We start from the raw sequence: 24,263 nt of genomic DNA, 5'->3' as shown, positions 1-24,263 counted from the left end.
GAAAACCGGACGAAATCGCCCGGTCAGTGTTATCAGCTTGTTGTTGTTAGCAGTGTATAGTTAGTTTTTACTCTGACTCAAGCCGTGTTATTCAAACAGCGTATTATTCAAATAAATTGTTACTCAAACAGATTGTGATGCAGGGTTTGCACCACTTTTTCAGCATCATTCCCTGGCACTAGGAAGCACAGGTTATGGCTGCTGGCGCCATAGCAAATCATGCGGATATTGAATGGGTCAAGGACACCGAATACTTCCTTACCGACGCCACAAGCTTGTGACAGGTTATTGCCGATAATCGCTACCAACGCCAGATTCTCTTCCACTTCAACCCGACATAGTGAGGAGAGTTCAGTCAGCAGTGAGGTAGTCAGCAGACTGCCTGCCGTTGATGTCGAGCCTGTAGTATCGAGAGTTAGTGCGACACTCACCTCAGAGGTGGTTATCAAATCAACTGAAATATTGTGGCGCGCCAGAATATTAAATACTTCCGCCAGAAAACCACGTGCATGCAACATATTCAGGCTATGTAAGGTCAGCAGCGTCTGTTTGCGGCGCAATGCCAAGGCACGGAACAGTGGTGGACTCTCGGTTTCATTACAGACTAAGGTGCCGCCAGCCGCTGGGTCTTTGCTTGAGCCGACAAACACTGGAATATCACTGCGCACGGCTGGCAGCAGGGTGGCCGGATGCAAGACTTTGGCACCAAATGTCGCCATTTCAGCCGCTTCTTCGAAAGCAATTTTATCGATGCGTTTTGCTGCCGGAACCACCCGTGGATCGGTGGTATAAATCCCAGGGACATCTGTCCAGATATCAATGCGGCCAACATTCAGTGCTTCACCCAGTAACGCGGCGGTGTAATCGCTACCGCCACGGCCAAGGGTAGTGGTGCGCCCTTTGCTTTCACTGCCGATAAAGCCTTGTGTGACAACAATGGCCTGCGCGATACGCGGGGCCAATTGCGTTTGAGCTAATTCAGACAGCAATTGGGTATCCGGTTCAGCACGACCAAAACGGTCATTGGTTCGCATGATTTTACGTACATCAAACCATTCCACTGCCACCTGACGCTGGCGTATTAGCTCGACAAACAGCAGTGTAGACATCAATTCGCCGTGACTCACCAGTTCATCGGTTAACGCCGCAGACGTTGCCAGACTGGCCGCTTCAGACAGCATGGCGATGTTTTCCAGCATGCGTTCAATTTCATCGCGGATAACCACCGGATTGCCGAGTTTGGCTAGAATATCGGATTGAATTCGACTAATTTCTGCTAAATGAAGTTCACGCTTTTCAGGCTCACAGCCATCGGCAAGGGCGACCAACAGATTGGTAATGCCAGCCGAAGCTGACAAGATAACCAAACGAACGTCCGGGTTCGATAAAACCACATCGGCGCTGCGACTCATGGCAGCAAAATCTGCCACGCTGGTGCCACCAAATTTGGCAACCACGGTCGCAGAAGGGGCGCTGCGGCTCTGCTGGGGTGCTGCTTGAATCATCTAAAAAAACCTCGTATCAGGGATGCCATCTTGGAGGGCATCAGTATTTATCTCTGTACAAGGAAATAACGGGTTATCGACTTTCTGTCAATGAAATGGCTATGAGGTATTTTCATCTTTAATAATATGCGCTGTGATATCACTAAATTGACTATTCCCTTGGTACTTGAAGCTGCTGGAGTGTTAGCTACGTTCACTTACCCGAGTAAGCTCATCGGGATGCGTTTGCTTGCTGCCTACCTGCCACTACCATTACTTTGGCAATAGATACTGTTAGACAATGACACACTGCGAAAACAGGGATGAGATCAAGTGTTGTTTCGAGAGATAGCACCTATCGCAAGAAAAGAGATCTCAATCACACCCGAACAGGATACAATTAACCCATTCGTTTCATTATCCTTAAGCCTAGAAGAGCGCCGCTATGAAAAATATTAATCCTAGTCAAACCGCTGCCTGGAAAGCGTTACAGCAACACTTTGAGCAGATGAAAGATGTCACCATCAGCAGTCTGTTTGCCGAGGACGACCAGCGTTTTAGCAAGTTTTCAGCCACTTTTGATGATCAAATGCTGGTGGATTTCTCCAAAAACCGCATTACCAGCGAAACTATGGAAAAGCTGCAAGCTCTGGCGAAGGAAACTGATCTGGCCGGTGCGATTAACTCCATGTTTTCCGGTGAAAAAATCAACCGTACTGAAGACCGCGCAGTACTGCATATTGCTTTGCGTAACCGCACTAACACCCCGATTGTGGTGGATGGCAAGGATGTGATGCCAGAAGTGAATGCGGTGCTGGCTAAAATGAAACAGTTCTGTGACCGCGTGATTGGCGGTGACTGGAAAGGTTATACCGGCAAGGCGATTACTGATGTGGTGAACATCGGTATCGGCGGCTCAGATCTCGGCCCTTACATGGTGACTGAAGCACTGCGCCCGTACAAAAATCATCTGAATATGCATTTCGTTTCAAACGTTGACGGCACCCATATTGCTGAAACGTTGAAACCGTTGAACCCAGAAACCACGCTGTTCCTGGTGGCATCAAAAACCTTCACCACCCAAGAAACCATGACCAACGCCCACAGTGCGCGTGACTGGTTCCTGTCTACTGCGGTTTCTGTGGAACATGTCGCCAAACACTTTGCTGCATTGTCGACCAATGCCAAAGCTGTGGGTGAGTTTGGCATTGATACCAACAATATGTTTGAATTCTGGGATTGGGTTGGTGGCCGTTACTCGCTGTGGTCCGCCATTGGTTTGTCTATCGCGCTGTCGGTTGGTTTCGAACACTTCGAACAACTGCTGAGTGGTGCGCATGCCATGGATAAACACTTCGCCGAAACGTCTGCGGAGCACAACCTGCCTATCCTGCTGGCATTGATCGGCATCTGGTATAACAATTTCTTCGGTGCAGAAACCGAAGCTATCCTGCCTTACGATCAGTACATGCACCGTTTCCCAGCTTACTTCCAGCAGGGCAATATGGAATCTAATGGTAAGTATGTGGATCGTAACGGTACCCCAGTGAATTACCAGACCGGCCCTATTATCTGGGGTGAACCAGGTACTAACGGCCAACATGCGTTCTATCAGTTGATCCATCAGGGCACCAAATTGGTTCCTTGTGACTTTATTGCACCGGCTATCAGTCATAACCCACTGAGTGATCATCACGCGAAGCTGCTGTCGAACTTCTTTGCCCAGACCGAAGCACTGGCATTTGGCAAATCACTGGCAGAAGTTGAAGCTGAATTTGCTGCGGCAGGCAAAACCCCTGAGCAAGTGGCTCATGTCGCGCCATTTAAAGTGTTTGAAGGCAATCGCCCAACCAACTCCATCCTGCTGCGTGAAATTACGCCGTTCAGCCTGGGTGCATTGATTGCGTTGTATGAACACAAAATCTTCACCCAAGGGATTATCCTGAATATCTATACCTTCGACCAATGGGGTGTTGAGCTGGGTAAACAACTGGCTAATCGCATCTTGCCAGAACTGGCAGATGATAAAAACGTAACTAGTCATGACAGTTCTACCAATGCGTTGATTAACCGTTTCAAGAACTGGCGTTAAGCTTGCGGGCTTAAGCTCTTTGATCCGTGCTTATTAGCCCCTTACCCAGTAAGGGGCTTTTTTTCGGCCCGGATTATTTCACCTACTTTCAATGGGAGTATTTATGGCCAAAAATTCGCGTTCTCAATGGATAGCCAAAAATCTACAGCGTTTACTGAATGTGGGGTTGATTGCATTGGCCGCTATTTTGGTGGTCTTTTTGATAAAAGAAACCTTCCATCTTGGTAAGGTCTTATTCGTCAATAATCAGGATGCATCTTCTTACATGCTGATTGAAGGGATTGTAATTTATTTCCTGTACTTTGAGTTTATTGCTTTGATTGTTAAGTATTTTGAGTCGGGTTATCACTTCCCGTTGCGCTATTTTATCTATATCGGCATCACCGCGATTATCCGCTTGATCATCGTTGATCATGAAAACCCAATCGATACATTAATTTATTCTGGTTCGATATTGTTGCTGGTGGTGACGTTGTATTTGGCGAATACCGAAAGATTAAAAAGAGAATAAAAATGGCGGCCATTACGGCCGCCCTAAAGACACAGTACCAGAGGGAAAAAATACCCTTCTTACTTGAAATTGTAGCTTTGTTTACTGCACTCTCTCACCCGAATCACTGACCTAAGTCAGCTCATCGGGCTTCACTCGTTTGTTGCCTTGCTACAATTCCAATTACTTTGGGTATTGGGTGATGAAATTTAGAATGATGATATCGTTAACCCTTCACCCCACCGGCCGTTAAGCCACCTACCAGCCAGCGTTGTGCCAGCAGGAAGACTGCGGTGATGGGAATGGCAGACAGTACCGCAGCAGCGGCGAAATCGCCCCACAGATAGTTTTGCGGATTCAGATATTGCTGCATACCCACCGCCAGCGTGTAGCTGTTCACATCACGCAATAGCAGTGATGCCACCGGGACTTCGGTGATAGCAGCGATAAACGACAGAATAAACACCACGGCTAAAATCGGTACCGACAGGGGTAACAGCACCAGTCGGAAAGCTTGCCATGGGGTTGCGCCATCCAGTGCCGCGGCTTCTTCCAGTGAGTTATCAATGGTTTCAAAATAGCCTTTGATGGTCCAGACGTGCAGGGCGATGCCGCCCATATAAGCAAAAATCACCCCGCCGTGGGTATTCAGCCCGATAAATGGCAGATACTGTCCGATACGGTCGAATAAAGCATATAACGCCACCAGTGACAGCACTGCGGGGAACATCTGGAAGATCAACATGCCTTTCAGCAGGGTGCTTTTACCGCGAAAACGCATGCGGGCAAAGGCGTAAGCGCAGGTAGTGGAGAGCGTGACAATCCCAATGGCGGTAATGACCGCAATCTTGATGGAGTTCCATAACCACAACATCACCGGGAACGGCGGTGGGGTTACGCTACCATCAGCGTGAGTCACACTCATACCCAGCGCCAGTTTCCAGTGTTCCCATGAAATCTGATCTGGGATCAGGCTACCGGTCGCAAAGTTGCCGGGCCGCAGCGAGATGGTAATTACCATCAGTAACGGGAACATAATCAGCGCGATAAAGCACAACATCAGAAAATGAGTGCCCCATAGACGCAAACGCTGGGATTTAGGTTGAACCATTGCCATTTGCATCTCCTCCTTAGTCAAAGTTCATTTTGCTGGCTTTCAGATTCAGTATCGCGAGCGCGCCGACCAGAATGAAAATCAGGGTGGCAATCGCTGCCGCCAAGCCAAAGTCCTGGCCGCCGCCCCCTTCAAAGGCAATACGGTAGGTGTAGCTGACCAGCAAGTCGGTATAGCCTGCTGGCGTGGTGGTGCCAATCATATCCGGGCCGCCATTGGTCAATAACTGAATCAACACAAAGTTGTTAAAGTTAAAGGCGAAGCTGGCAATCATCAGCGGTGTCAGCGGCTTAATCAGCAGTGGCAACGTGATACGGAAGAAGTTCTGGAACGGGCCTGCGCCATCCATTGCCGAGGCTTCATATAAGTCCTCGGGAATCGCTTTGAGTAGCCCCATGCACAGAATCATCATGTAGGGATAGCCGAGCCAGGTGTTGACGATCAAAATCATGCTTTTCGCGGTAATAGGGTCACTGAACCAGGCGGGCTTGATGCCAAACAGGCTACTTAGCATCAGGTTGATTTCACCAAAGCTTTGGTTAAATAACCCTTTGAAAATCAAGATTGAAATAAACGACGGTACCGCATAGGGCAGTATTAACAGCACGCGATAAACCGCTTTGCCTTTCAACGAGTCCCATTGCACCACGCAGGCTAAAACCATACCGACGGCAACGGTCAGTACCACGGTCAGTAGCGAGAAAATAATGGTCCAGATAAAGATGGAGATAAAAGGCTTCTGTATCCCTTCATCATGCAGCACCCGCAGGAAGTTTTTCCAGCCGATAGTGACAGTAAAGCCGGGACTGAGTTTTTCGTTTTGCCACTGGCCGTCGGCGTTAATGGCTTGGTAAAAACCGACATCAGGGTTTGGCCGATAGATAACCCCGGTTTGCTGATTGAGCAGCTCTTTACCGTCAGCGCCCAGTTTATAGAGCGGGCTGGTCGCTGAAAACTGCCGCAGTGAACTCATGCGCAGTTCGCCACCACTGGGCAGCAGTGCCACCAACTCAGCGAGTGCCTGGCGATTCTGAGTAATGATACGCAGTGACGCGCGTTCGCCGGTCTGTTCAGTGCTGGTGGGGGCGACTGTGATTTTTTTCTCACCCGTCGTATCAAGGCTGAAAGGTGCGGAAATCAGAACAGAGCTGTCATCAGGGTTGGTAAGCTGCAAACGCCATTGGTTATCACTGGGATAAAGGCCAAAGGTAAAGGTTTTACCGGTCTGAAACTGCCGATCCATTAATACTGATTGGGCACGCTCAAAGGTTAATTGGTTGGTACTGCTGTAGTTGGTAAAAGCGATAGCGATAGTGCAAATCAGTGGGAACAGCACAAACAGCCCCATACCTGCCACGCCGGGATAAACATAGCGCCAGGCATAGGCGCGACGATTGGCAAAGACATACAGCCCCAGACTCACCAAAATTAGCGTCACGATGGCAAAAAGATATTCACCCTGAGCATACATCAAGACGATCAAGTAGCAGGTGAATAGACTTAATGTGCCGATAATCAGCCATTTAAGCACATCACTCTGCCACCAGGCGGTTTTCTTTTTACGACTTTCGAACTCGGTGTGGGATAACTGCATAATATTCCCTTCGTACTTTGAGTATTGTTATAGTGTTACAGCAAGTGGTGCTGGGCACGACGAATCGTGCCCTTTTGCAGGTGAAACTGTTATTTGGTAATACGCGTTGCTGCGTCGTTCAATGCCGCTTCAACTGTCTGACGCCCGCTGATGGCGTTCAGTACCGCACTGCGGGTGGCATACCAGAAAGCCGCCATTTGTGGAATATTTGGCATGATTTCACCCTTGGTGGCGTTATCCATGGTTGCAGCAATGCGTGGATCTTTTGCCAGTTGTTCCTGGAATGATTTCAGTGCCACTGCGCCCAGAGGTTTGTCTTTATTCACTTCAGCCAGACCCTGATCAGTTAACAGGTAGTTCTCCAGGAATTCAGTTGCCAGTTCTTTATTCGGGCTGGCGGCGTTAATACCGGCAGTCAACACGCCGACGAACGGTTTGGATGGCTGGCCGTGGAAGGTTGGCAACAAGGTCACACCGTAATTGATTTTGCTCTTATCAATGTTGGACCATGCCCATGGGCCATTGATGGTCATTGCTGTTTCGCCTTTGTTGAAGGCCGCTTCTGCAATGGAGTAATCTGTATCGGCATTGATGTGCTTGTTCTTCACCAGATCGACAATAAATTGTAGACCCGCTTTCGCGCCAGCATTGTTCACGCCAACGTTTTTCACATCATATACACCGTTTTCGAGTTTGAAGGCATAGCCACCGTCAGCGGCGATAACCGGCCAGGTGAAGTACGGTTCTTGTAGGTTCCACATGATGGCGCTCTTGCCATTGGCACGCAGGGTTTTATCCAGCGCTGGGATTTCTTCCCACGTTTTTGGTGCTTCTTTCACTAAGTCTTTATTGTAAATCAGAGACAGTGCTTCAACCGCGACCGGGTAACCAATCAGTTTGCCATTAAAGCGAACGGCGTCCCAAGTGAACGGGAACAGTTTGTCTTGGAAGGCTTTAGAAGGGTGTAGCTCAGCCAGTAAACCGGATTGTGCGTAACCGCCAAAGCGGTCATGAGCCCAGAAGATAATGTCCGGGCCATCGCCAGTGGCAGCCACTTGCGGGTATTTTTCTTCCAATTTATCTGGATGCTCGATAGTGACTTTGATGCCGGTATCTTTCTCGAACTTCTTACCGACTTCCGCCAACCCGTTATAACCTTTATCGCCATTGATCCAGATAACCAGTTTACCTTCTTCAATCTTGGCAAAAGCAGAGGAAGAGAGCACCAGCGTGGCTAATGCTGAAAGAGCCAAAACACGTGCGGTCTTACCAATGCCGGATTTTGTGAAGCTGCGAGTCATAATCCAATCCTTTTATCCAATTTTGTGGGTATCGACTTTCTTGTGAATCATTAGCTGCGAATTCTGTAGCCCATTTTCAGGCTGGTGTAGCCGTGAATCACTAAGTGAGGAGGGTGTGGCAGCGCTGCAAAAAATGTTGGGCTGCAAATTATTTATTACACTGACCAAAACACTACGCCGACATATTGAGTCACAACCGGATACACCATCATCCTCCCCCCCTCTACGCCCCCCAGTAGGTTATTGTGACCCAGTTAACACTGCTGGCTATTCTGTGGTGTCAGACACATTAATGCAGGTCGAAATTTGCAAGCCAGATCACGTATTTGTCTTTCCAGTGGAACTTCTGCCCACGCGGGTCGTTCCCTCATCCTCCCATCTCCTCCCCCATGAAAAACTTTGTTACGGATGATTACCAAATAGTGCCACTCGCGCACTATCGGCAGCATTGAAACACCGTCGCCAACAAAATGTGGTTGTTCGGTTAATTATCACCCAGACAGATCAGCACCTTGAAGCGTTAAGCAATGTGCAGCCCTATACTCAGGCCGCGACGTCGTCCGAGGCAACCTGCTCTAAGCATGGCGGTACGACGCGTAGTGCGAGAGTCATCAGGGGCTGGGAGTAATGGATGGGTTATGCCGGGGTTTGCTTCCGCCATTTTTCTTCATTCAGGTTCATATGAAAAGTTGTTTGCGTAAGCAAAGGAGTAACAGATGGCTAATGTAACGCTGAGCGGCGTTTATAAGGCCTTTGGTGAGGCGGTGATCTCCAGAGATATCAATCTGGAAATCGATGACGGTGAGTTTGTGGTGTTTGTTGGCCCATCAGGGTGTGGAAAGTCAACGCTGCTGCGGATGATTGCCGGTCTTGAGGACATAACCTCGGGTGAGTTGCTGATTGGTGGCAAACGGATGAACGAAGTGCCGCCATCTGAACGCGGTATTGGCATGGTGTTTCAGTCATATGCACTTTATCCCCATCTGTCGGTAGCAGAGAACATGTCGTTCGGTCTGAAATTGGCGGGTGCGAAGAAAGCCGAAATTAACCAACGGGTGAATCAGGTAGCCGAAGTGCTGCAACTGGCTCACCTGCTGGACCGGCGGCCAAAAGCGCTATCCGGTGGTCAACGCCAGCGTGTGGCAATTGGCCGGACACTGGTCGCTGAGCCGGATGTATTCCTGCTCGATGAACCCCTGTCCAACCTGGATGCGGCACTGCGGGTGCAGATGCGCATTGAGATCTCGCGCCTCCACAAGCGTCTGCAACGCACCATGATTTACGTCACCCATGACCAAGTGGAAGCGATGACGCTGGCAGACAAGATTGTGGTGCTGGATGCCGGCAATGTTGCGCAGGTCGGCAAGCCGCTGGAGCTGTATCACTACCCAGCTAATCGCTTTGTCGCGGGCTTTATTGGCTCGCCAAAAATGAATTTTTTACCGGTTAAAGTGACCGCCGTTGAACCTCGTCAGGTACAGATTGAACTGCCAAATCCAAATGGCCAGTTAGTGTGGCTGCCGGTGGAAGGTACTCAGGTTCAGGTCGGTGCAAATATGTCTTTGGGTATTCGCCCGGAACATCTGCTGCCAAGCAGTGCCTCTGAAGTCACGCTGGAAGGTGAGATTCAGGTGGTAGAGCAACTGGGTAATGAAACTCAAATTCACATCCAAATCCCGGCAATACGTCAGAACCTGGTCTACCGCCAGAACGACGTGGTGCTGGTAGAAGAAGGTGCAACATTCGCTATTGGCCTGCCGCCGCAACGCTGTCATCTGTTCCGTGAGGACGGCACTGCGTGTAAGCGGTTGTACCAGGAACTGGGCGTCTAGCCAAAGCAGAATGTAAAGCACGCATGCCGACAGGCAAATATAACAGGAGATTACTGATGACTACTCTGCGCAAGTTACCGATAGCACTGGCTGTTGCCGCTGGTGTTCTTTCTACTCAAGCTATGGCTGTTGATTTCCACGGGTATGCACGTTCCGGTATCGGTTGGACAGGAAGCGGTGGCGAACAGCAATGTTTCAAAGCCACTGGCGCCCAAAGTAAATACCGTCTGGGTAACGAGTGTGAAACGTATGCGGAAATTAAATTAGGCCAGGAATTGTGGAAAGAAGGCGACAAGAGCTTCTACTTCGATACCAACGTGGCGTATTCCGTTTCACAACAGAATGACTGGGAGTCAACATCTCCTGCATTCCGTGAGGCTAACGTGCAGGGTAAAAACCTGATCGAATGGTTACCGGGTTCCACCATGTGGGCCGGTAAACGCTTCTATCAACGTCATGACGTCCATATGATTGACTTCTACTACTGGGATATCTCAGGTCCAGGTGCAGGTGTAGAAGCTATTGATCTGGGCTTCGGTAAGTTATCTCTGGCAGCAACCCGTAACTCAGAAGCGGGTGGTTCAAGTGCCTGGATCGATAATGCCCGTAAAGATGCTGACCACACTGCTAATGATGTGTTCGATGTGCGTTTAGCCGGTTTAGAAACTAACCCAGGCGGCACTTTGGAGTTTGGTGTGGATTATGGCCGCGCCAATACTCAGGACGACTACGCGTTAGCTCCTGATGCCTCTAAAGATGGTGTCATGCTGACGGTTGAACATACCCAAAGCATGATGGGTGGCTTTAACAAGTTCGTGGTGCAATACGCAACAGATTCAATGACATCATCACAATCAGGTCACTCTGAAGGTGCAAACGTTAATAACAACGGTAACAGATTACGTGTTATCGACCACGGTGCCATCAACCTGGCTGAGAAGTGGGACATGATGTACGTCGCGTTGTATCAGGACACTGACTGGGACAACCAAAACGGCACCACTTGGTACAGCGTGGGGGTGCGTCCGATGTACAAATGGACCCCAATCATGAGTACCTTGCTGGAAGCGGGCTACGATAATGTTAAGTCACAACGTACCGGTGACCGTAACGGCCAGTACAAACTGACTCTGGCACAACAGTGGCAGGCAGGCGATAGCATCTGGTCACGCCCGGCAATTCGTGTCTTCGCAACTTATGCCAACTGGGATGAGAAGTGGGGCTATAACGATGTCAGCGGTAGCGCGGACAACGGTCTGGCACAAAACGGGACTATCGGTACTGATAGCCGCGGTAAGAGCAACGAAGTCACCTTTGGTGCGCAATTCGAAGCTTGGTGGTAACAGCATGATGCAGCCGCCCTTTGGGGCGGCTGTTTGATTGTTTAAACAAGAAAAGTGAGATGCCCTAAATAATTCGAGTTGCAGCCAACGCCCATGCAGCTTGAAGTATGACGGGGATTTGGTTAACTCTGCCGACCTTGCCTGTGCACAGTTAGCGCTGACGCTCAATGTATGAGGGTAATAACAATGAAAAAGAATCTACTGTCACTTTGTCTGGCATTGGCTTTAGGGGTTACAGCACCTCTGGCGGTGCAAGCAGAGTCAACTATTTCTCCGGCGAATGTTTCTATCGCGCCGACGATCAGTACCGCCACCTTACAGCAGTTACCATGGCAGCCATTAGTGCCACCGACTACGCAGGACATCAAACTGACTGCGGCGAGTCCACAAATCTCTCAAGGGAATGTTGAAGGGGCTGTTGCCGCTTTTGCTTTACCCGCCGATCGTGGATCGATGGAGATTACACTTAGCAGTTTAGTGACTGATAATCAGCTCTTTTCCCCTAGCGTTTTAGTGCTGGACGAGCAAATGCGCCCAGCGGCTTACTATCCATCCAGCTATTTCACTTATGAAAAAGCGGGCATTATGACCAGTGATCGTCTGCAAGGGGTGATGAAACTGACCCCGGCACTGGGCCAGAAACAAATTTATCTGCTGGTTTATACCACCCGTGACGATTTAGCAAAAACCACCAAGTTACTTGATCCGGCTAAAGCTTATGCCATGGGTGTCGGCAATGCGGTACCGGATATCCCAGATCCTATTGCGAAACACACCCCGACAGGCAACCTGAAAATCAAGGCAACTACTGAGCAGGGGATGGGCAACGTTATGATTGGCTTAATACAGTCAGCACCGGCTTCGGCTCCAGTCGTGGTCGGCAGTGCGGTTCAACCTACGCCAGCCGCAGTACCCGCACCGATAAAACCTGCGGAGCCAATGCTGAGCGACACTGAAAACTACTTCAACCAGGCGATTAAAGATGCGGTGAAAGCCGGTGATGTCGATAAGGCGCTGAAATTGTTGAACGAGGCGGAACATTTGGGCTCAACTTCAGCCCGAAAAACCTTTATTGGTAGTGTAAAAGGCAAGGGTTAAATCCCGGCACTGCCGAATATGGCTAGATGGTTGGTGCGCTTTGGCGCACCTTTTTTCGTTGGGTCTTATATACAGCTACTGCCGCTCGCAACGCCTCGTTTTGCTATTGGTTATCTTCGCGACACCTTGTTTTGGTTAATTCTGCTTTAAATCTCAAACTCACTTATTTAGTTTTTTGCTAGAAAGAAAAAGATTAAATGAGAATTTAAAAGGCATGCGATTGAGCTTGCGCCGATATCATAAATTGAATGACGGTTTATTGTTTATCCATTCAAATTAAGGTGCTATTGATGCCGAAGGAAAACCAACTCTGCCTATCGGCCACGCTACAGTCGTGGCCGATTCCATTTATGGCGCAACCGTGGGCCCCGCCGATCACAGAAGATAATCTTTCATTGTTAACTATGAGTTCTATCATGGCTCAGTTTACATCCCTTCAGGAAGAGAAGATATTGCCATTAAAGGTGACGGCAAGAGACCATGAGTTATTAGAAAAGATGGCACAAGAGCTGCCCAATGTAAGTTCGACGTCGGATCCTGTTTTCAGTCAGGCGATGCAGTTAATTGATAGTGCCAGAGTCCTGGATCAGAAAACGTGGACGCAACAATTTCCAGCAATCAGTGACGCCCGAGTCGGGCGAATTGTGGATTTTTATCTACAACTCCATGCTGTAGAGGGATTGGAGTTTGCAAATAGTTTAGATGATTTATCACATTTAAGGCCTGGGTTAACCGCGGCTCAAGGGTATGAAAAAGCTCGTGTTATCAGCCTGGAGCGGGATATCCTGTTTAAGTTATGCCAAAAGAGCCTGACACTATCCACAGCAGAAAAACTGACGCCACTCGCCGCCCTGAGTCTTGCCTGGTGGTTGAATCAAGAGTATCAGCCCACGCTGGCTGAATTATCCATGGCAGTTTATCGGCCTGAAAATAAAGAGACCAAGCTTCAGGCGGCGATACTTTATAACCATTCCCATTATGGCAATCGCTATGGTGAAACAGCAGGAATTTCCACTGCGGATTTAAACGATTGGGGGCTGGAGCATCTAGATTCGCCGGAACTAGCGGTTTCCAGAGCGGTCAGGGTGTTAAGGGTTATCCATGAAGGGATGGATGCTCAGCCTACGATATTGCAAGCACCAGAGGCCTATCTTGCTAATGGATTTGCACCGAAAAATGCCCAGGGCAGCTATCTGAAAAAGGAGTCGCTGGAATTGGGGGAAATGATTTTAACCGGATGCGGACAGATTGGATTTGATGCCTGTAGCCAACAGGATTTCACTCAATTTATCGATTTCGAACACGCAGTAGGCAGTTTGGCGTTTTCGCTCAAAACTACACTTAAGTTACATTATCAATTGCAAGGTAGGGCTTTTGATGAGTTGGTAGATAAGAATACCGAGCAACTGTATACATTATTACTTCAGGAAGAAGAGCAATTACATAAGAGCGGTGGAGCGCGCTACAGTCCGACGGCAATCTTCTTATCTCACTTCAGCCAATCTAATGAAGTCGAGCCTCTGACCGTAGAGCAAACGGCTGGTGTCATCAAAAGAATAGCCGGATCAATCGATGTGTCCCATTTGTCTGAGTCAGCTCAAGTCACCTTTAATAGAATAAATCTAATGGTAGACAACGTCGTTGCCGGTACAGCCATTGACGTGGAACATGAAAGATTTGTATCGGACCTTAAATCGCTGGCTCAACTTACTGAGCAAAGCCACCCCTTATATATTTTGGCGCATTATCGACTTTATAAAACAGCGCAAGAAAAAATAGAGCGACAACTCGCTTATCTCGATATGCGTCTAGCCTATCGCCATCTTCCCGCCGCTTTTGATGACGATCAGGCGATAAGAGAGATCCTGACAGAGGCTGGGGTGGAAAAAGTCGATGATTCCAGAGCTTATTATTACCGTTATAGCGACCCGCATAAGCAAAATGATTCACCTGTTAATGAATTTAAACGGCGTCGGGATGCAAGCAATCGCTTTGTCGCCAATATGTCGATGCCTGGTAAGAACGGTAGGTCGATTGATGTTTATAAGACGCTAGATGCGAAAAAAACTGAATACCATGAGTGGATAAAATCGCATCCGGCAGTCCGCTCTCAGGCAATCAAAACATTAATTGAGAAAGGTCAGCGGCCAGAGAGTGGTGCGCTACAAGATAAAATCAATGCCCTTGCCAAGGACTATCGGCCAGAAACTGAAAATTCGCGTTTTTGGCGCACGGCCTGGACATCGTTAGAAGAGAGTTGGGTGTGTAAACTCCCACTACCTAACCCGATGTGTACTATCGCCAGAGTCGAAGGTCCGCGTTCCCGTAACGAAAATGAAAATATGGCAGCGGGTATGGTGGCTATGGTGATGGAGGCGGGTCAGCTCAGGGGAATGGAACGCGGGGTGAAATTGATTGAAAATTCGCCACTTGGCGTAAAGCCATCGGGTCCTTTGGCTCCTCCGTCACGGCCTGTTATACCTTCCCGTTTGCCGGTTGCGGAAGGCGAAGTGATACCAACGCGTCAGACGATACCAAGCCCGCCTGGAAAGCCAGTTGAAGTGCAATGGGTTGAGCTAAAAGATCCACTCGTCTCTGGTGGAATGCGTGAAGCTTGGGTCAGACAGGGGGGCGGCGCGACCTATTGGGAAGTCGACTTAACCACCGGTAAGGACGTGGGTGTTGTCTTGAAACAAGGCCCTGAATTTAGCCGGCAGGGCAGGTTACCAGGGGGCGGGCCAACGCTATCAAAAGCGACTAATCCTGAATTTAATCCTGCCATTAAATTAGGCAAGAAAATTGGCAGCGGATTGACAGCTGAAATCTATCTTGATGCCAATAACCCCGGTTTTCTTCTCAAGAAAATAGGTACGAAAGATCCATACCTTATAGATAAGGTATTCAAGAAAGAAGTTGAGTTTTTTAATCGATACTACGGCGAAGGCGCTGCGGAGTTAATTAGCAAGGGTGATATACATTATATAAGAATGTACCGAGTGCCAGGCAAAACGTTGGCAGAGATTAATACTAAAGTTTTCCCGCCAGGTGCGAAGGAAAGCTTTTTACGTATGCTGGACAATTTAGGCTATTGCAATATCATCCATAATGACTTGAATTTTAATAATGTTTTATATGATGAAAAAACCAACACTTTCTACCCTATCGATTTCGGTGATGCTGAGGATGGGTATTATTCACTAAGTGAACCGAACAGTGGCAAGCCAGATCGGGGTATAAAAATGCGGGCTGGATTTATCTTTGAACATATTGAAGAGTTTAGTTTGTTAGCCGTATTAAAAAAAGCAACCTGATGTCGCTGGGGAGCTAATCTGCGCTACAATGCCCCCTTATCTACGAATTAGCGGGGGGCGATATTTTCTTCCCAGCAGGGAGCAAACTGCATGTCTACCGGCGATGCATCAATTATAAAACCTATCCAATGGTGTGCCATTGAGCAGCCGAATTTACCAACTGCTATCGCTGATTGGTTGATGGAGTTGGGGTCGATGACCCGGCGTTTTGAGCAGCATTGCCAACGGGTTCATGTCGAACCCCAGCGAGAATGCTTTATTACGCGTAATGAGTTAGGGGAAGATGCGGAGCACTTACCTGTAAGCGAACGCTATTGGCTGCGGGAAATCATTTTGTGTGGTGATAATGAGCCTTGGCTGCTTGGTCGCACGGTTATCCCCGAGCAGACATTGTCTGGGCCGGATAGGGCGCTGGTGGATTTGGGCACCCTCCCACTCGGGCGCTATTTATTTGGTGGGGACAATTTAAGCCGTGATTATATTCAAGTAGGGCGGCAGAATGAACTTTGGGCGCGCCGCTCGTTGCTGCGTCTGTCAGGCAAACCCCTGTTACTGACGGAAGTTTTTTTACCGGCCTCGCCACTGTATTCGGTTTAAGCCGTAGTAAGATTTTGGAGATGGATAAATTGAAGGGAAGTACTGTTCAGACCAAATGGCAGGCTTATTGCCGTTTAATGCGGATTGATAAGCCTATTGGCTCGTTATTGCTATTGTGGCCGACGCTGTGGGCATTATGGCTGGCAGGGCAGGGTATCCCAGAAACCAAAATACTGATTGTGTTTGTGTTGGGTGTGTTTTTTATGCGTGCGGCTGGTTGTGTCGTCAATGATTATGCTGACCGAAATATTGATGGCTTTGTAAAACGCACCGCATCCCGCCCGTTACCCAGTGGCATTATCAGTGAACGAGAGAGCAAAATCCTGTTTGTCGTTTTGGTACTGCTCTCGTTTGGTCTGGTGTTAACCCTTAATAGCATGACCATTTGGTTATCATTGGCAGCACTGGCGTTAGCCTGGATTTATCCGTTTATGAAGCGGGTCACTCATCTACCCCAAGTGGTATTAGGCGCAGCTTTTGGTTGGTCAATTCCGATGGGATTCGCTGCGGTGAGTGAGAGCTTACCCTTGGTTTGTTGGCTGTTATTGCTGGCGAACATCTGCTGGACCGTCGCTTATGACACGCAATACGCAATGGTTGATCGCGACGATGACCTGAAAATTGGAGTTAAGTCCACGGCGATTTTATTTGGTCAACATGACAAGCTGATTATAGGTTTACTGCAACTGGCTACACTGGTGTTGATGGTTGCTATCGGCTGGCTGATGGGGTTGGGCGGCGCATTCTATTGGTCAATCCTGCTGGCGGGTGCCTTGTTTATCCACCAACAAAAGATGATTGTGCAGCGTGACCGCGACGCCTGCTTCCGTGCGTTTTTGAATAATAATTACGTAGGGCTGGTGTTGTTTTTAGGGATTCTGATTAGTTATTGGCAGTAAATACGTTTCTGGAAAACAGTCAAAAAAATGGCCAGATGATGAATCCGGCCATTTTTGTTTAGCGGCTTGAGGAATCAATCTTCTGATTTATCCTCTGCCTCGGATTCTGGCCGTTGATTGCTGGTTTCGGCTGGCATACTGACACTCTCGATAGTCAGTTTCACTTCCGGCGTCATCAACGCACTCAGCATATTGTAAACTTCCAACGTATGTTCCTGAACCGCGTCACCACTGTCACTGATATATCCCTCTTCACGCAAGGTACCGACCAGTGTTGAAAATACCGCTTTATCGAAGAATTCTGGTGCGTTAATCCCGTGCAGAACAGACAATCGCTGCGCCATGATACGGCTCTCTTTCTCCAGCGCTCCACGGTTAATGCTCGGATTGGCACTGAGCAGCGACAGGGTAATCGCGTATCGTTGCAGGGTTTCCCGCACACCGGCGGCCAGTAATTGCAGTGGGCGAATTCGGGCCGGATTCAGCACTAGTTCGGTCCCTTTGTCACAAATCAACTGCTGGCGGGCCAGTTCATCTATCAGCGTGTCCAGCGTCTGTGGTAACTGCTCTTTGCTGTAATGCAGGAACAGTTCAGCTTTCAACATCGGATAAATCATACTGATTTGGCGCAACAATTCGTCACGGGTAATGCGGCGGTGGTACATCACCATGCTGGCTATCAGTGACGGTAGCATCAGTAAGTGCTGGATATTATTGCGATAATAGGTCATCAGCACGGCTTGTTCCCGTGGCAGGATGATAATGTCACCAATGTTGTCTTTCTCCACCTCAAACTTATTCATATTCAAGGCGTGATTAAGTAACTCTTCCGGTGTTTTATCCGGCACAGTGACATCTTTCGCATAAGGCACATTACGCATCAGTTGCAGATAGCAATCAAGTTGCTCAAGCAACTGCTCGCGGGTGAGTGAACGCTGACGTGAGGCTAACAATGCGGTAGAACACAAGTTCATGGCATTCGCTGCTGCCGCATTATTTATTCTCACCATGATCTTACCGGCCAAATCATTTACCGCCGGTGTCAGCCAGCTTGGGCGCTGAGCTTCAATCGGATCAATGGCATCACGCCATTGCGGTACATTGGTGTTCAGATAGGTGGTCAACGGGATCGGTTCACCAAAGTTGACATAGCCCTGACCGAGGTTACGCAACTTACGCAAGCCCCGCAGCATCTGCAACAGGCTCTCTTTCTCTTTGGTCGCACCACGCAGCTCTTTGGCATAGGTACCCACTTCCATCACATGTTCGTAACCGATATAAATCGGCACCAAAGTGATTGGACGTGAGCCACCACGCAACATCGCCTGAATGGTCATCGACAGTGTGCCAGTTTTTGGCTCCAGCAGGCGGCCGGTACGTGAGCGGCCTCCTTCAACAAAGTATTCAACTGAATAACCACGGGTGAACAGTTCACCTAAATACTCGCGGAAAACCGTTGAATAGAGTTTGTTGCCTTTAAAGGTGCGACGAATAAAGAACGCGCCCAAACGGCGGAAGATAGGCCCGGCAGGCCAGAAGTTAAGGTTAATCCCGGCGGCAATATGCGGCGGCACCAGCCCTTGATGATAAAGCACGTAGGAGAGCAGCAGATAATCCATATGGCTGCGATGACAAGGCACATAGACGATTTCATGGCCATCTTGCGCCAACTGCCGCACCCGTTCTGCATTATGGACGTTAATACCTTGATACAAACGGTTCCACGTCCAGCTCAATACTCTGTCAGACAGGCGCACGGCTTCATATGAGAAGTCGGCTGCGATCTCTTCCATCAGCGTAATGGCATTTTGCTGTGCTTTCTCATGGGAGATTTTCTTGGTCCGCGCTTCATCGGCGACAGCCTTTTCAATCGCCTTTGATGTCAGCAACTTTTTGAACAGATCCTGCCGGGCAGGCAGACTAGGGCCAACCGCTGCCAGGCGTTGACGGGAGAAGTGCATCCGCGCTACGCGAGCCAGTTTGTGGGCGATAGTTTTATCGGTACCGTGCTCGCTGGCCATCCTGCGCAGTGAAACTGTGGTAGAGAAACGCACAAAACTATCGCGACCCAGCCACAATACCGCGAAGAATTTTTGCACTCCGTTAAGCACGCGCAGATGGGGTGTTCCGTGGCCTTCACGCCCCGGCGAACGACCAAACATCACGGAAACCGGTAACATCTGGATATCTAACTCGGGATTATTGCGGTGCAAATCCAGATAGTCGTGGAACAGCTTTACCGATTCCTGTTTAGGCGCGTAGTAGCGAAAGACCCGCGGGCCATTATCGATAAACACATGGCTGGGCAGTTGCACTCCATCGATTTCCAATGGAATCAATGGGTCGGGCAGGTCTTGTGCTTGACACTGCGCTCGCAAAGTCAGCAAATCAGCCTTAGAATTGTAAGGCAAAACGTACAGAATAGGACGAGAGGGGTCTAGCCCTAACTCAGTCACAGGGTCTGCCGGAATAACCTTGCTTTTTACCAACATTTTAAGTGGTAAATTCAATAACTTATAATATATTTTACGCCAACCTGACATAACTACATGAAGCCTCTTGTTAGCAATTCGTCGCAAGGATACCAGAAACTGGTTTTGAGATCTGTGGTGATAAGACAACAGAAAGCGGCAAAAATCATCATTAACTTAAGATAAAGGCAATAAAACATGGCGAATCAATCAACAGGGCTGGCCCGAGTCTATAAAGCGGCCGGTTATTCTGTGAAAGGCTTAACGGCTGCCTGGAAAAACGAAGCGGCATTTCGTCAGGAAGCTGTTGCTGCCATAATCGCTATCATACTGGCCTTCTGGCTGGATGTAGATGCTATCGCACGCCTTTTATTAATTGGTAGCGTGGTTTTAGTCATAATTATCGAAGTCATTAACAGTGCGATTGAGGCGGTAGTGGACAGGATTGGCAGTGAGTTCCATGAGCTATCGGGGCGCGCCAAAGATATGGGGTCCGCGGCGGTATTCCTCGCTATCTTGTTAGCGTTATTTGTTTGGATAACCGTACTTTGCCAGCATGCCGGTTAATGTTATGACGAACAATGCCGCAGAAATAAGCTGTGATTAATCCCTGTTTTTATTCACTCTTTGGTTCCCAACACCCGCTTACCTGTATATACTCACAGCAAGACTGTATAAACAAACAGGGGGTGGAATGAAAGCACTTACTACCAGACAGCAAGAGGTTTATGACCTGGTTCGCGATCACTTAGCGCAAACCGGCATGCCACCGACCCGTGCCGAAATTGCGCAGCGTCTGGGGTTTCGCTCTCCTAACGCCGCTGAAGAGCATTTAAAAGCACTGGCCCGTAAAGGCGTCATTGAGATTGTTTCTGGCGCTTCCCGTGGCATTCGTTTGCTGATGGAAGAAGAAGATGGCCTGCCACTGATTGGTCGGGTTGCCGCAGGTGAACCTTTGCTGGCACAGCAGCATATTGAAGGGCACTACAAAGTAGACCCATCAATGTTTAAACCGAGTGCAGATTTTCTGTTGCGGGTTAATGGGATGTCGATGAGAGATATCGGTATTCTGGATGGCGACCTATTAGCGGTGCATAAAACGCAAGATGTGCGTAACGGGCAAGTTGTAGTGGCACGAATTGATGATGAAGTGACGGTAAAACGCTTGAAAAAACAAGGTAATATCGTACAGCTTTTGCCAGAAAATAGTGAGTTCCAACCGATTATTGTCGATCTGCGCGAACAAAGCTTCACCATTGAAGGATTGGCCGTCGGTGTTATCCGTAATGGTGACTGGATCTAACATTAGCGTTTTATATTGAACTGATAAGCCGTTCCTGCTCAGGAGCGGCTTTTTATTATTAATGACCCCATTAAACGATTCAGACGCCCAAATTAATTGACGTTGCAGGCAGGCAGCCGCAAAGAAGCTCGCTAATTCCGATCAATGCTAACGACAAGTAGATGATTTGGATGACAAATCTGCGGGGAGAAAATTTGAATGCTGCTTGCTGCGGCCTCTCAGAGGTGATGTCTGGGAAGGGGCCAAGTAACAAGTACAGCTAGCCTGCTACAGCTCCAAGTATGGAAAAGTTATTTAGATTGAGACGATTCCGACAATAAGTTATTACCTACTGTTTTAACTGAATAATATCAGTGCTTATTTTTACTTTATAGCTATAATCTCAGTGATTAATATTATCCTGACTTTAATTGCTAGTATCCTCTGCTATAGTTATTCGTACGGTAAGCGAAACAACGAAGTTTAATTTTAAATTATGACTGTGAGTGACTAATTTAAATGTGGTTGTTTTTATCAATAGAGAATGTTTATCGTATTGAATTAAATAAACTGACTAATCCCAAGGTAACGGAGATATTATGAATAAAGATCAAGCCGACGGTAACTGGAAGCAGTTTAAAGGTAAAGTGAAAGAAAAATGGGGCAAGCTGACTGACGATGACTTAACGGTAATCGAAGGTAAGCGTGACCAGCTAGTGGGTAAAATCCAGGAGAAATACGGCTATCAGAAAGAGCAAGCCGAGAAAGAAGTCAAAGCCTGGGAAGACCACAGCAAATATCGCTGGTAACAGCATTAAATGGAATTAAACTGATATTGATATAAATTAATCGGGTCTCTCGTTTCATAGAATATGCATTGTTAATCAACCCCGTCTAGTTATTGGTGTATCAACTCCAATTATATTGAAGCGGTGAGGTTATTTTAATAAAAGCTATTCTAGCTCACCTGTATTTATATCTACATCTGCACAAGGACGTGCCTTATTATTAATTATTACCCTGTCGCATTGCTCGCGGCAGTCTACTTTTTGCTAACCGATATATACCCACCAGGGATCTCTATCTATACCCTAAATAATTCGAGTTGCAGGAAGGCGGTAACCGATTTGTACAGCATTTATGCTAGCCCGCTGGGTGAGCCTCAAGGATGAGGCTCATTAATCCCGATGAGCTTACATGAGTAAGTGATTCGGGTTATTGAGAGCAGCCAACACACATGCAGCGTGAAGTATGACGGGTATAAGGCAAAAGTAATTGGAGAGCAGCTAACATTGCTGCAACTTCAATTAGGTACGCAGCTATTTCTTTTTAGTAACAATAGAGTGGTCATGGTCACAATGCTCATGGCTTTCGCATGCTTCAACTTCCCCGCATTCAGCACATAAACCGTGCGCTTCAACCACACTGTGACGCAGCACAAAACCTGATTGTTTTGCTAACTGTGACAATGCCTCTTCAATGCCCACGGTGGTGCGTTCAGTGACTATTTTGCACCGATCACAGATAAATAGAGCTGAAGTATGGGTTGGCTCTTCAAAATGATGACATAGCACATAACTATTAGCTGACTCGACGCGGTGAATAAACCCTTGCTCCAGCAAAAAATCCAATGCGCGATAAACAGTTGGAGGCTTGGCTTGTGGCTCAGACACACGCAACAAATCCAACAGGTCATAGGCACTGATTGCGCCAGGTTGTTGTGCCATTAAGCGTAGTACTTCAAGACGTTGCGGTGTCAGCCGGACGTTACGTTGTTGACACAGACTTTCAGCCTGAGCCAGCAGCTTTTCCTCATCGATAGGTTTCATGATATCCATCCCGCAGCATTTGAATTGAAATGATTTTACCATATTTAGCGTTAATCGCCGATAGGTGAAAAAACGAGGGGAAGGTGGGTATCACACTTTTGTTAATTCACAGGATTCGATGACAGAACGATCAGTCGTAGAGTTCAATTATCACACAGGCAGCTATGGTCAGCTTCTATGGTATAATTACTCATTCCATCCCTTTGTAGGGTTCGCTCGGCGGGCAACTTTAAAGGGTATTTGATGAAATAATAACCGATGAAATCACCGTAAATGCACGCAGCCCAGACTTTTTCCAGCACCCCGGCCAATAAGCCACACTACCCTCTACAACGCTTTTCCGTCGCGCCGATGCTCGATTGGACCGATCGTCATTGCCGTTATTTTCATCGTTTGTTAACCAAGCAGACCTTGTTATATACCGAAATGGTCACCACCGGTGCCATTATTCATGGTAAAGCTGACTATCTGGCTTATAGCGAACAGGATCATCCGGTGGCACTGCAACTTGGAGGCAGTGACCCGCAGGCGCTGGCCCATTGTGCCAAATTGGCTGAACAACGCGGCTACAATGAAATAAACCTAAATGTGGGTTGCCCGTCTGATCGGGTACAAAATGGTCGTTTTGGCGCTTGCCTGATGGGTGAGGCTGAACTGGTTGCTGACTGCATTAAAGCTATGCGCGATGTGGTTTCTATTCCTGTCACCGTTAAAACTCGTATCGGCATTGACCAACTGGATAGCTATGAGTTCTTATGCGAGTTTGTGCAAACGGTGGCGGACCGTGGCGAATGCGATATCTTTACCATTCATGCTCGCAAAGCCTGGCTCTCAGGGCTTAGCCCGAAAGAGAACCGTGAAGTGCCACCGCTGGATTATGAGCGGGTTTATCAGCTCAAGCGTGATTTCCCAACACTGACTATTGCCATTAATGGTGGTGTGAAAACGCTGGCTGAAGCCAAAGAGCATCTTAAACATCTTGATGGGGTAATGATGGGCCGTGAAGCCTACCAAAATCCAAGCATTTTGACCCAAGTGGATCGCGAACTATTTGATGTAAATGCCCCAGTGGTCGATAGCATTAAGGCGATTGAAGCGCTTTATCCTTATATCGAACAGGAGTTGTCTCGCGGCGCTTATTTGGGCCACATCACCCGGCATATTCTTGGGATTTTTCAGGGAATTCCTGGTGCGCGTCAATGGCGTCGCCATCTAAGCGAAAATGCCCATAAGCCTGGTGCTGGCGTTGCTGTAGTAGAGCAAGCCTTAGCGCTGGTCACTCGGCCTTATACCCTTCGTCCTTGAAGTCGCAGGGTTGTTAGCTACGCTAGTGACTCGGCCCATCCGGTGGGCCTCGCAAGGCGAGGCCGCTGCTTGCAGCGTTCAAATCACTTGACTGTGTAAGCTCATCGGGATGCGTTCACTTGCTGCCTACCTGCGACGCCAATTACTTTGAGTATAATAGAATAGTAAATTAGCTATAAGTTAGTCAAATTGACCATGCATATCCATTTTTCTGGTAGATG

Annotated in this window: 18 protein-coding genes and 1 pseudogene; 13 read left to right on the top strand and 6 right to left on the bottom strand. The window is 48.2% G+C overall.

The window, feature by feature from the left end; all coding sequences use genetic code 11:
• Positions 1-119: 119 nt before the first annotated feature.
• The gene (lysC, locus tag Q2T72_RS19965) at positions 120-1,505 is read right to left on the bottom strand and encodes a lysine-sensitive aspartokinase 3 (protein ID WP_083162095.1); all 1,386 of its coding nucleotides are present in this window, start codon (positions 1,503-1,505) and stop codon (positions 120-122) included.
• A 424-nt stretch (positions 1,506-1,929) separates the two neighbouring features.
• On the opposite strand from lysC, the gene pgi reads away from it, so the two are divergent.
• Entirely contained in the window at positions 1,930-3,576 is a 1,647-nt protein-coding gene (pgi, locus tag Q2T72_RS19960) for a glucose-6-phosphate isomerase (RefSeq protein WP_372569725.1), read from the top strand.
• A 103-nt stretch (positions 3,577-3,679) separates the two neighbouring features.
• Positions 3,680-4,087 carry a phosphate-starvation-inducible protein PsiE gene (psiE, locus tag Q2T72_RS19955; RefSeq protein WP_004705335.1) on the top strand — a complete coding sequence of 136 codons (408 nt, stop codon included), beginning with the start codon at positions 3,680-3,682 and terminating at the stop codon, positions 4,085-4,087.
• A 205-nt stretch (positions 4,088-4,292) separates the two neighbouring features.
• Here psiE and malG read toward each other — a convergent pair whose 3' ends face one another.
• The 3 genes from malG to malE all read right to left on the bottom strand — a co-directional run bounded on the left by malG (position 4,293) and on the right by malE (position 8,075).
• Positions 4,293-5,183: a maltose ABC transporter permease MalG gene (gene malG, locus Q2T72_RS19950; RefSeq protein ID WP_032907691.1), complete on the bottom strand. Its 891-nt coding sequence runs from the start codon at positions 5,181-5,183 to the stop codon at positions 4,293-4,295.
• Between the two features lie 13 nt (positions 5,184-5,196).
• Entirely contained in the window at positions 5,197-6,774 is a 1,578-nt protein-coding gene (gene malF / locus Q2T72_RS19945; protein WP_083162099.1) for a maltose ABC transporter permease MalF, read from the bottom strand.
• 89 nt (positions 6,775-6,863) lie between these two features.
• Entirely contained in the window at positions 6,864-8,075 is a 1,212-nt protein-coding gene (gene malE / locus Q2T72_RS19940) for a maltose/maltodextrin ABC transporter substrate-binding protein MalE (RefSeq protein WP_083162101.1), read from the bottom strand.
• A 472-nt stretch (positions 8,076-8,547) separates the two neighbouring features.
• Between malE and Q2T72_RS19935 the strand changes: the two are divergent.
• From Q2T72_RS19935 to ubiA, 7 genes and pseudogenes are all read left to right on the top strand, one after another.
• Positions 8,548-8,776: pseudogene (locus Q2T72_RS19935) on the top strand (hypothetical protein).
• Positions 8,777-8,791: 15 nt separating this feature from the next.
• A complete protein-coding gene (gene malK / locus Q2T72_RS19930) occupies positions 8,792-9,907 on the top strand; it encodes a maltose/maltodextrin ABC transporter ATP-binding protein MalK (RefSeq protein ID WP_005191494.1) in 1,116 nt (371 codons plus the stop codon).
• Positions 9,908-9,963: 56 nt separating this feature from the next.
• Entirely contained in the window at positions 9,964-11,250 is a 1,287-nt protein-coding gene (locus Q2T72_RS19925) for a maltoporin (RefSeq protein ID WP_083162103.1), read from the top strand.
• 186 nt (positions 11,251-11,436) lie between these two features.
• Positions 11,437-12,348 (top strand): maltose operon protein MalM, encoded by a 912-nt coding sequence (gene malM, locus Q2T72_RS19920; RefSeq protein WP_372569724.1) that lies wholly within the window; start codon positions 11,437-11,439, stop codon positions 12,346-12,348.
• 290 nt (positions 12,349-12,638) lie between these two features.
• Positions 12,639-15,659, top strand: coding sequence for a hypothetical protein (locus Q2T72_RS19915; RefSeq protein ID WP_372569723.1), 3,021 nt, complete (start codon positions 12,639-12,641; stop codon positions 15,657-15,659).
• Positions 15,660-15,749: 90 nt separating this feature from the next.
• A complete protein-coding gene (ubiC, locus tag Q2T72_RS19910) occupies positions 15,750-16,256 on the top strand; it encodes a chorismate lyase (protein ID WP_083162109.1) in 507 nt (168 codons plus the stop codon).
• Positions 16,257-16,285: 29 nt separating this feature from the next.
• Positions 16,286-17,155 carry a 4-hydroxybenzoate octaprenyltransferase gene (gene ubiA / locus Q2T72_RS19905; protein WP_083164025.1) on the top strand — a complete coding sequence of 290 codons (870 nt, stop codon included), beginning with the start codon at positions 16,286-16,288 and terminating at the stop codon, positions 17,153-17,155.
• Between the two features lie 74 nt (positions 17,156-17,229).
• Here ubiA and plsB read toward each other — a convergent pair whose 3' ends face one another.
• Entirely contained in the window at positions 17,230-19,698 is a 2,469-nt protein-coding gene (gene plsB, locus Q2T72_RS19900; RefSeq protein WP_372569722.1) for a glycerol-3-phosphate 1-O-acyltransferase PlsB, read from the bottom strand.
• Between the two features lie 126 nt (positions 19,699-19,824).
• Here plsB and Q2T72_RS19895 point away from each other — a divergent pair, with 126 nt between their 5' ends.
• The 3 genes from Q2T72_RS19895 to Q2T72_RS19885 all read left to right on the top strand — a co-directional run bounded on the left by Q2T72_RS19895 (position 19,825) and on the right by Q2T72_RS19885 (position 21,717).
• The gene (locus tag Q2T72_RS19895) at positions 19,825-20,193 is read left to right on the top strand and encodes a diacylglycerol kinase (protein WP_372569721.1); all 369 of its coding nucleotides are present in this window, start codon (positions 19,825-19,827) and stop codon (positions 20,191-20,193) included.
• A gap of 127 nt (positions 20,194-20,320) precedes the next feature.
• Positions 20,321-20,929 carry a transcriptional repressor LexA gene (gene lexA, locus Q2T72_RS19890; protein ID WP_005191485.1) on the top strand — a complete coding sequence of 203 codons (609 nt, stop codon included), beginning with the start codon at positions 20,321-20,323 and terminating at the stop codon, positions 20,927-20,929.
• 578 nt (positions 20,930-21,507) lie between these two features.
• Positions 21,508-21,717, top strand: coding sequence for a CsbD family protein (locus Q2T72_RS19885; protein WP_004391853.1), 210 nt, complete (start codon positions 21,508-21,510; stop codon positions 21,715-21,717).
• Positions 21,718-22,227: 510 nt separating this feature from the next.
• On the opposite strand, the gene zur is transcribed toward Q2T72_RS19885, so the two are convergent.
• The gene (zur, locus tag Q2T72_RS19880; RefSeq protein ID WP_083164027.1) at positions 22,228-22,737 is read right to left on the bottom strand and encodes a zinc uptake transcriptional repressor Zur; all 510 of its coding nucleotides are present in this window, start codon (positions 22,735-22,737) and stop codon (positions 22,228-22,230) included.
• Between the two features lie 273 nt (positions 22,738-23,010).
• On the opposite strand from zur, the gene dusA reads away from it, so the two are divergent.
• Positions 23,011-24,042, top strand: coding sequence for a tRNA dihydrouridine(20/20a) synthase DusA (gene dusA, locus Q2T72_RS19875; protein ID WP_372560374.1), 1,032 nt, complete (start codon positions 23,011-23,013; stop codon positions 24,040-24,042).
• Positions 24,043-24,263 lie beyond the last annotated feature (221 nt).

It is taken from the genome of Yersinia sp. 2466 StPb PI, assembly GCF_041538325.1.
Lineage (GTDB): Bacteria > Pseudomonadota > Gammaproteobacteria > Enterobacterales > Enterobacteriaceae > Yersinia > Yersinia enterocolitica_E.
This window is presented reverse-complemented; position numbering and strand designations above follow the sequence as displayed.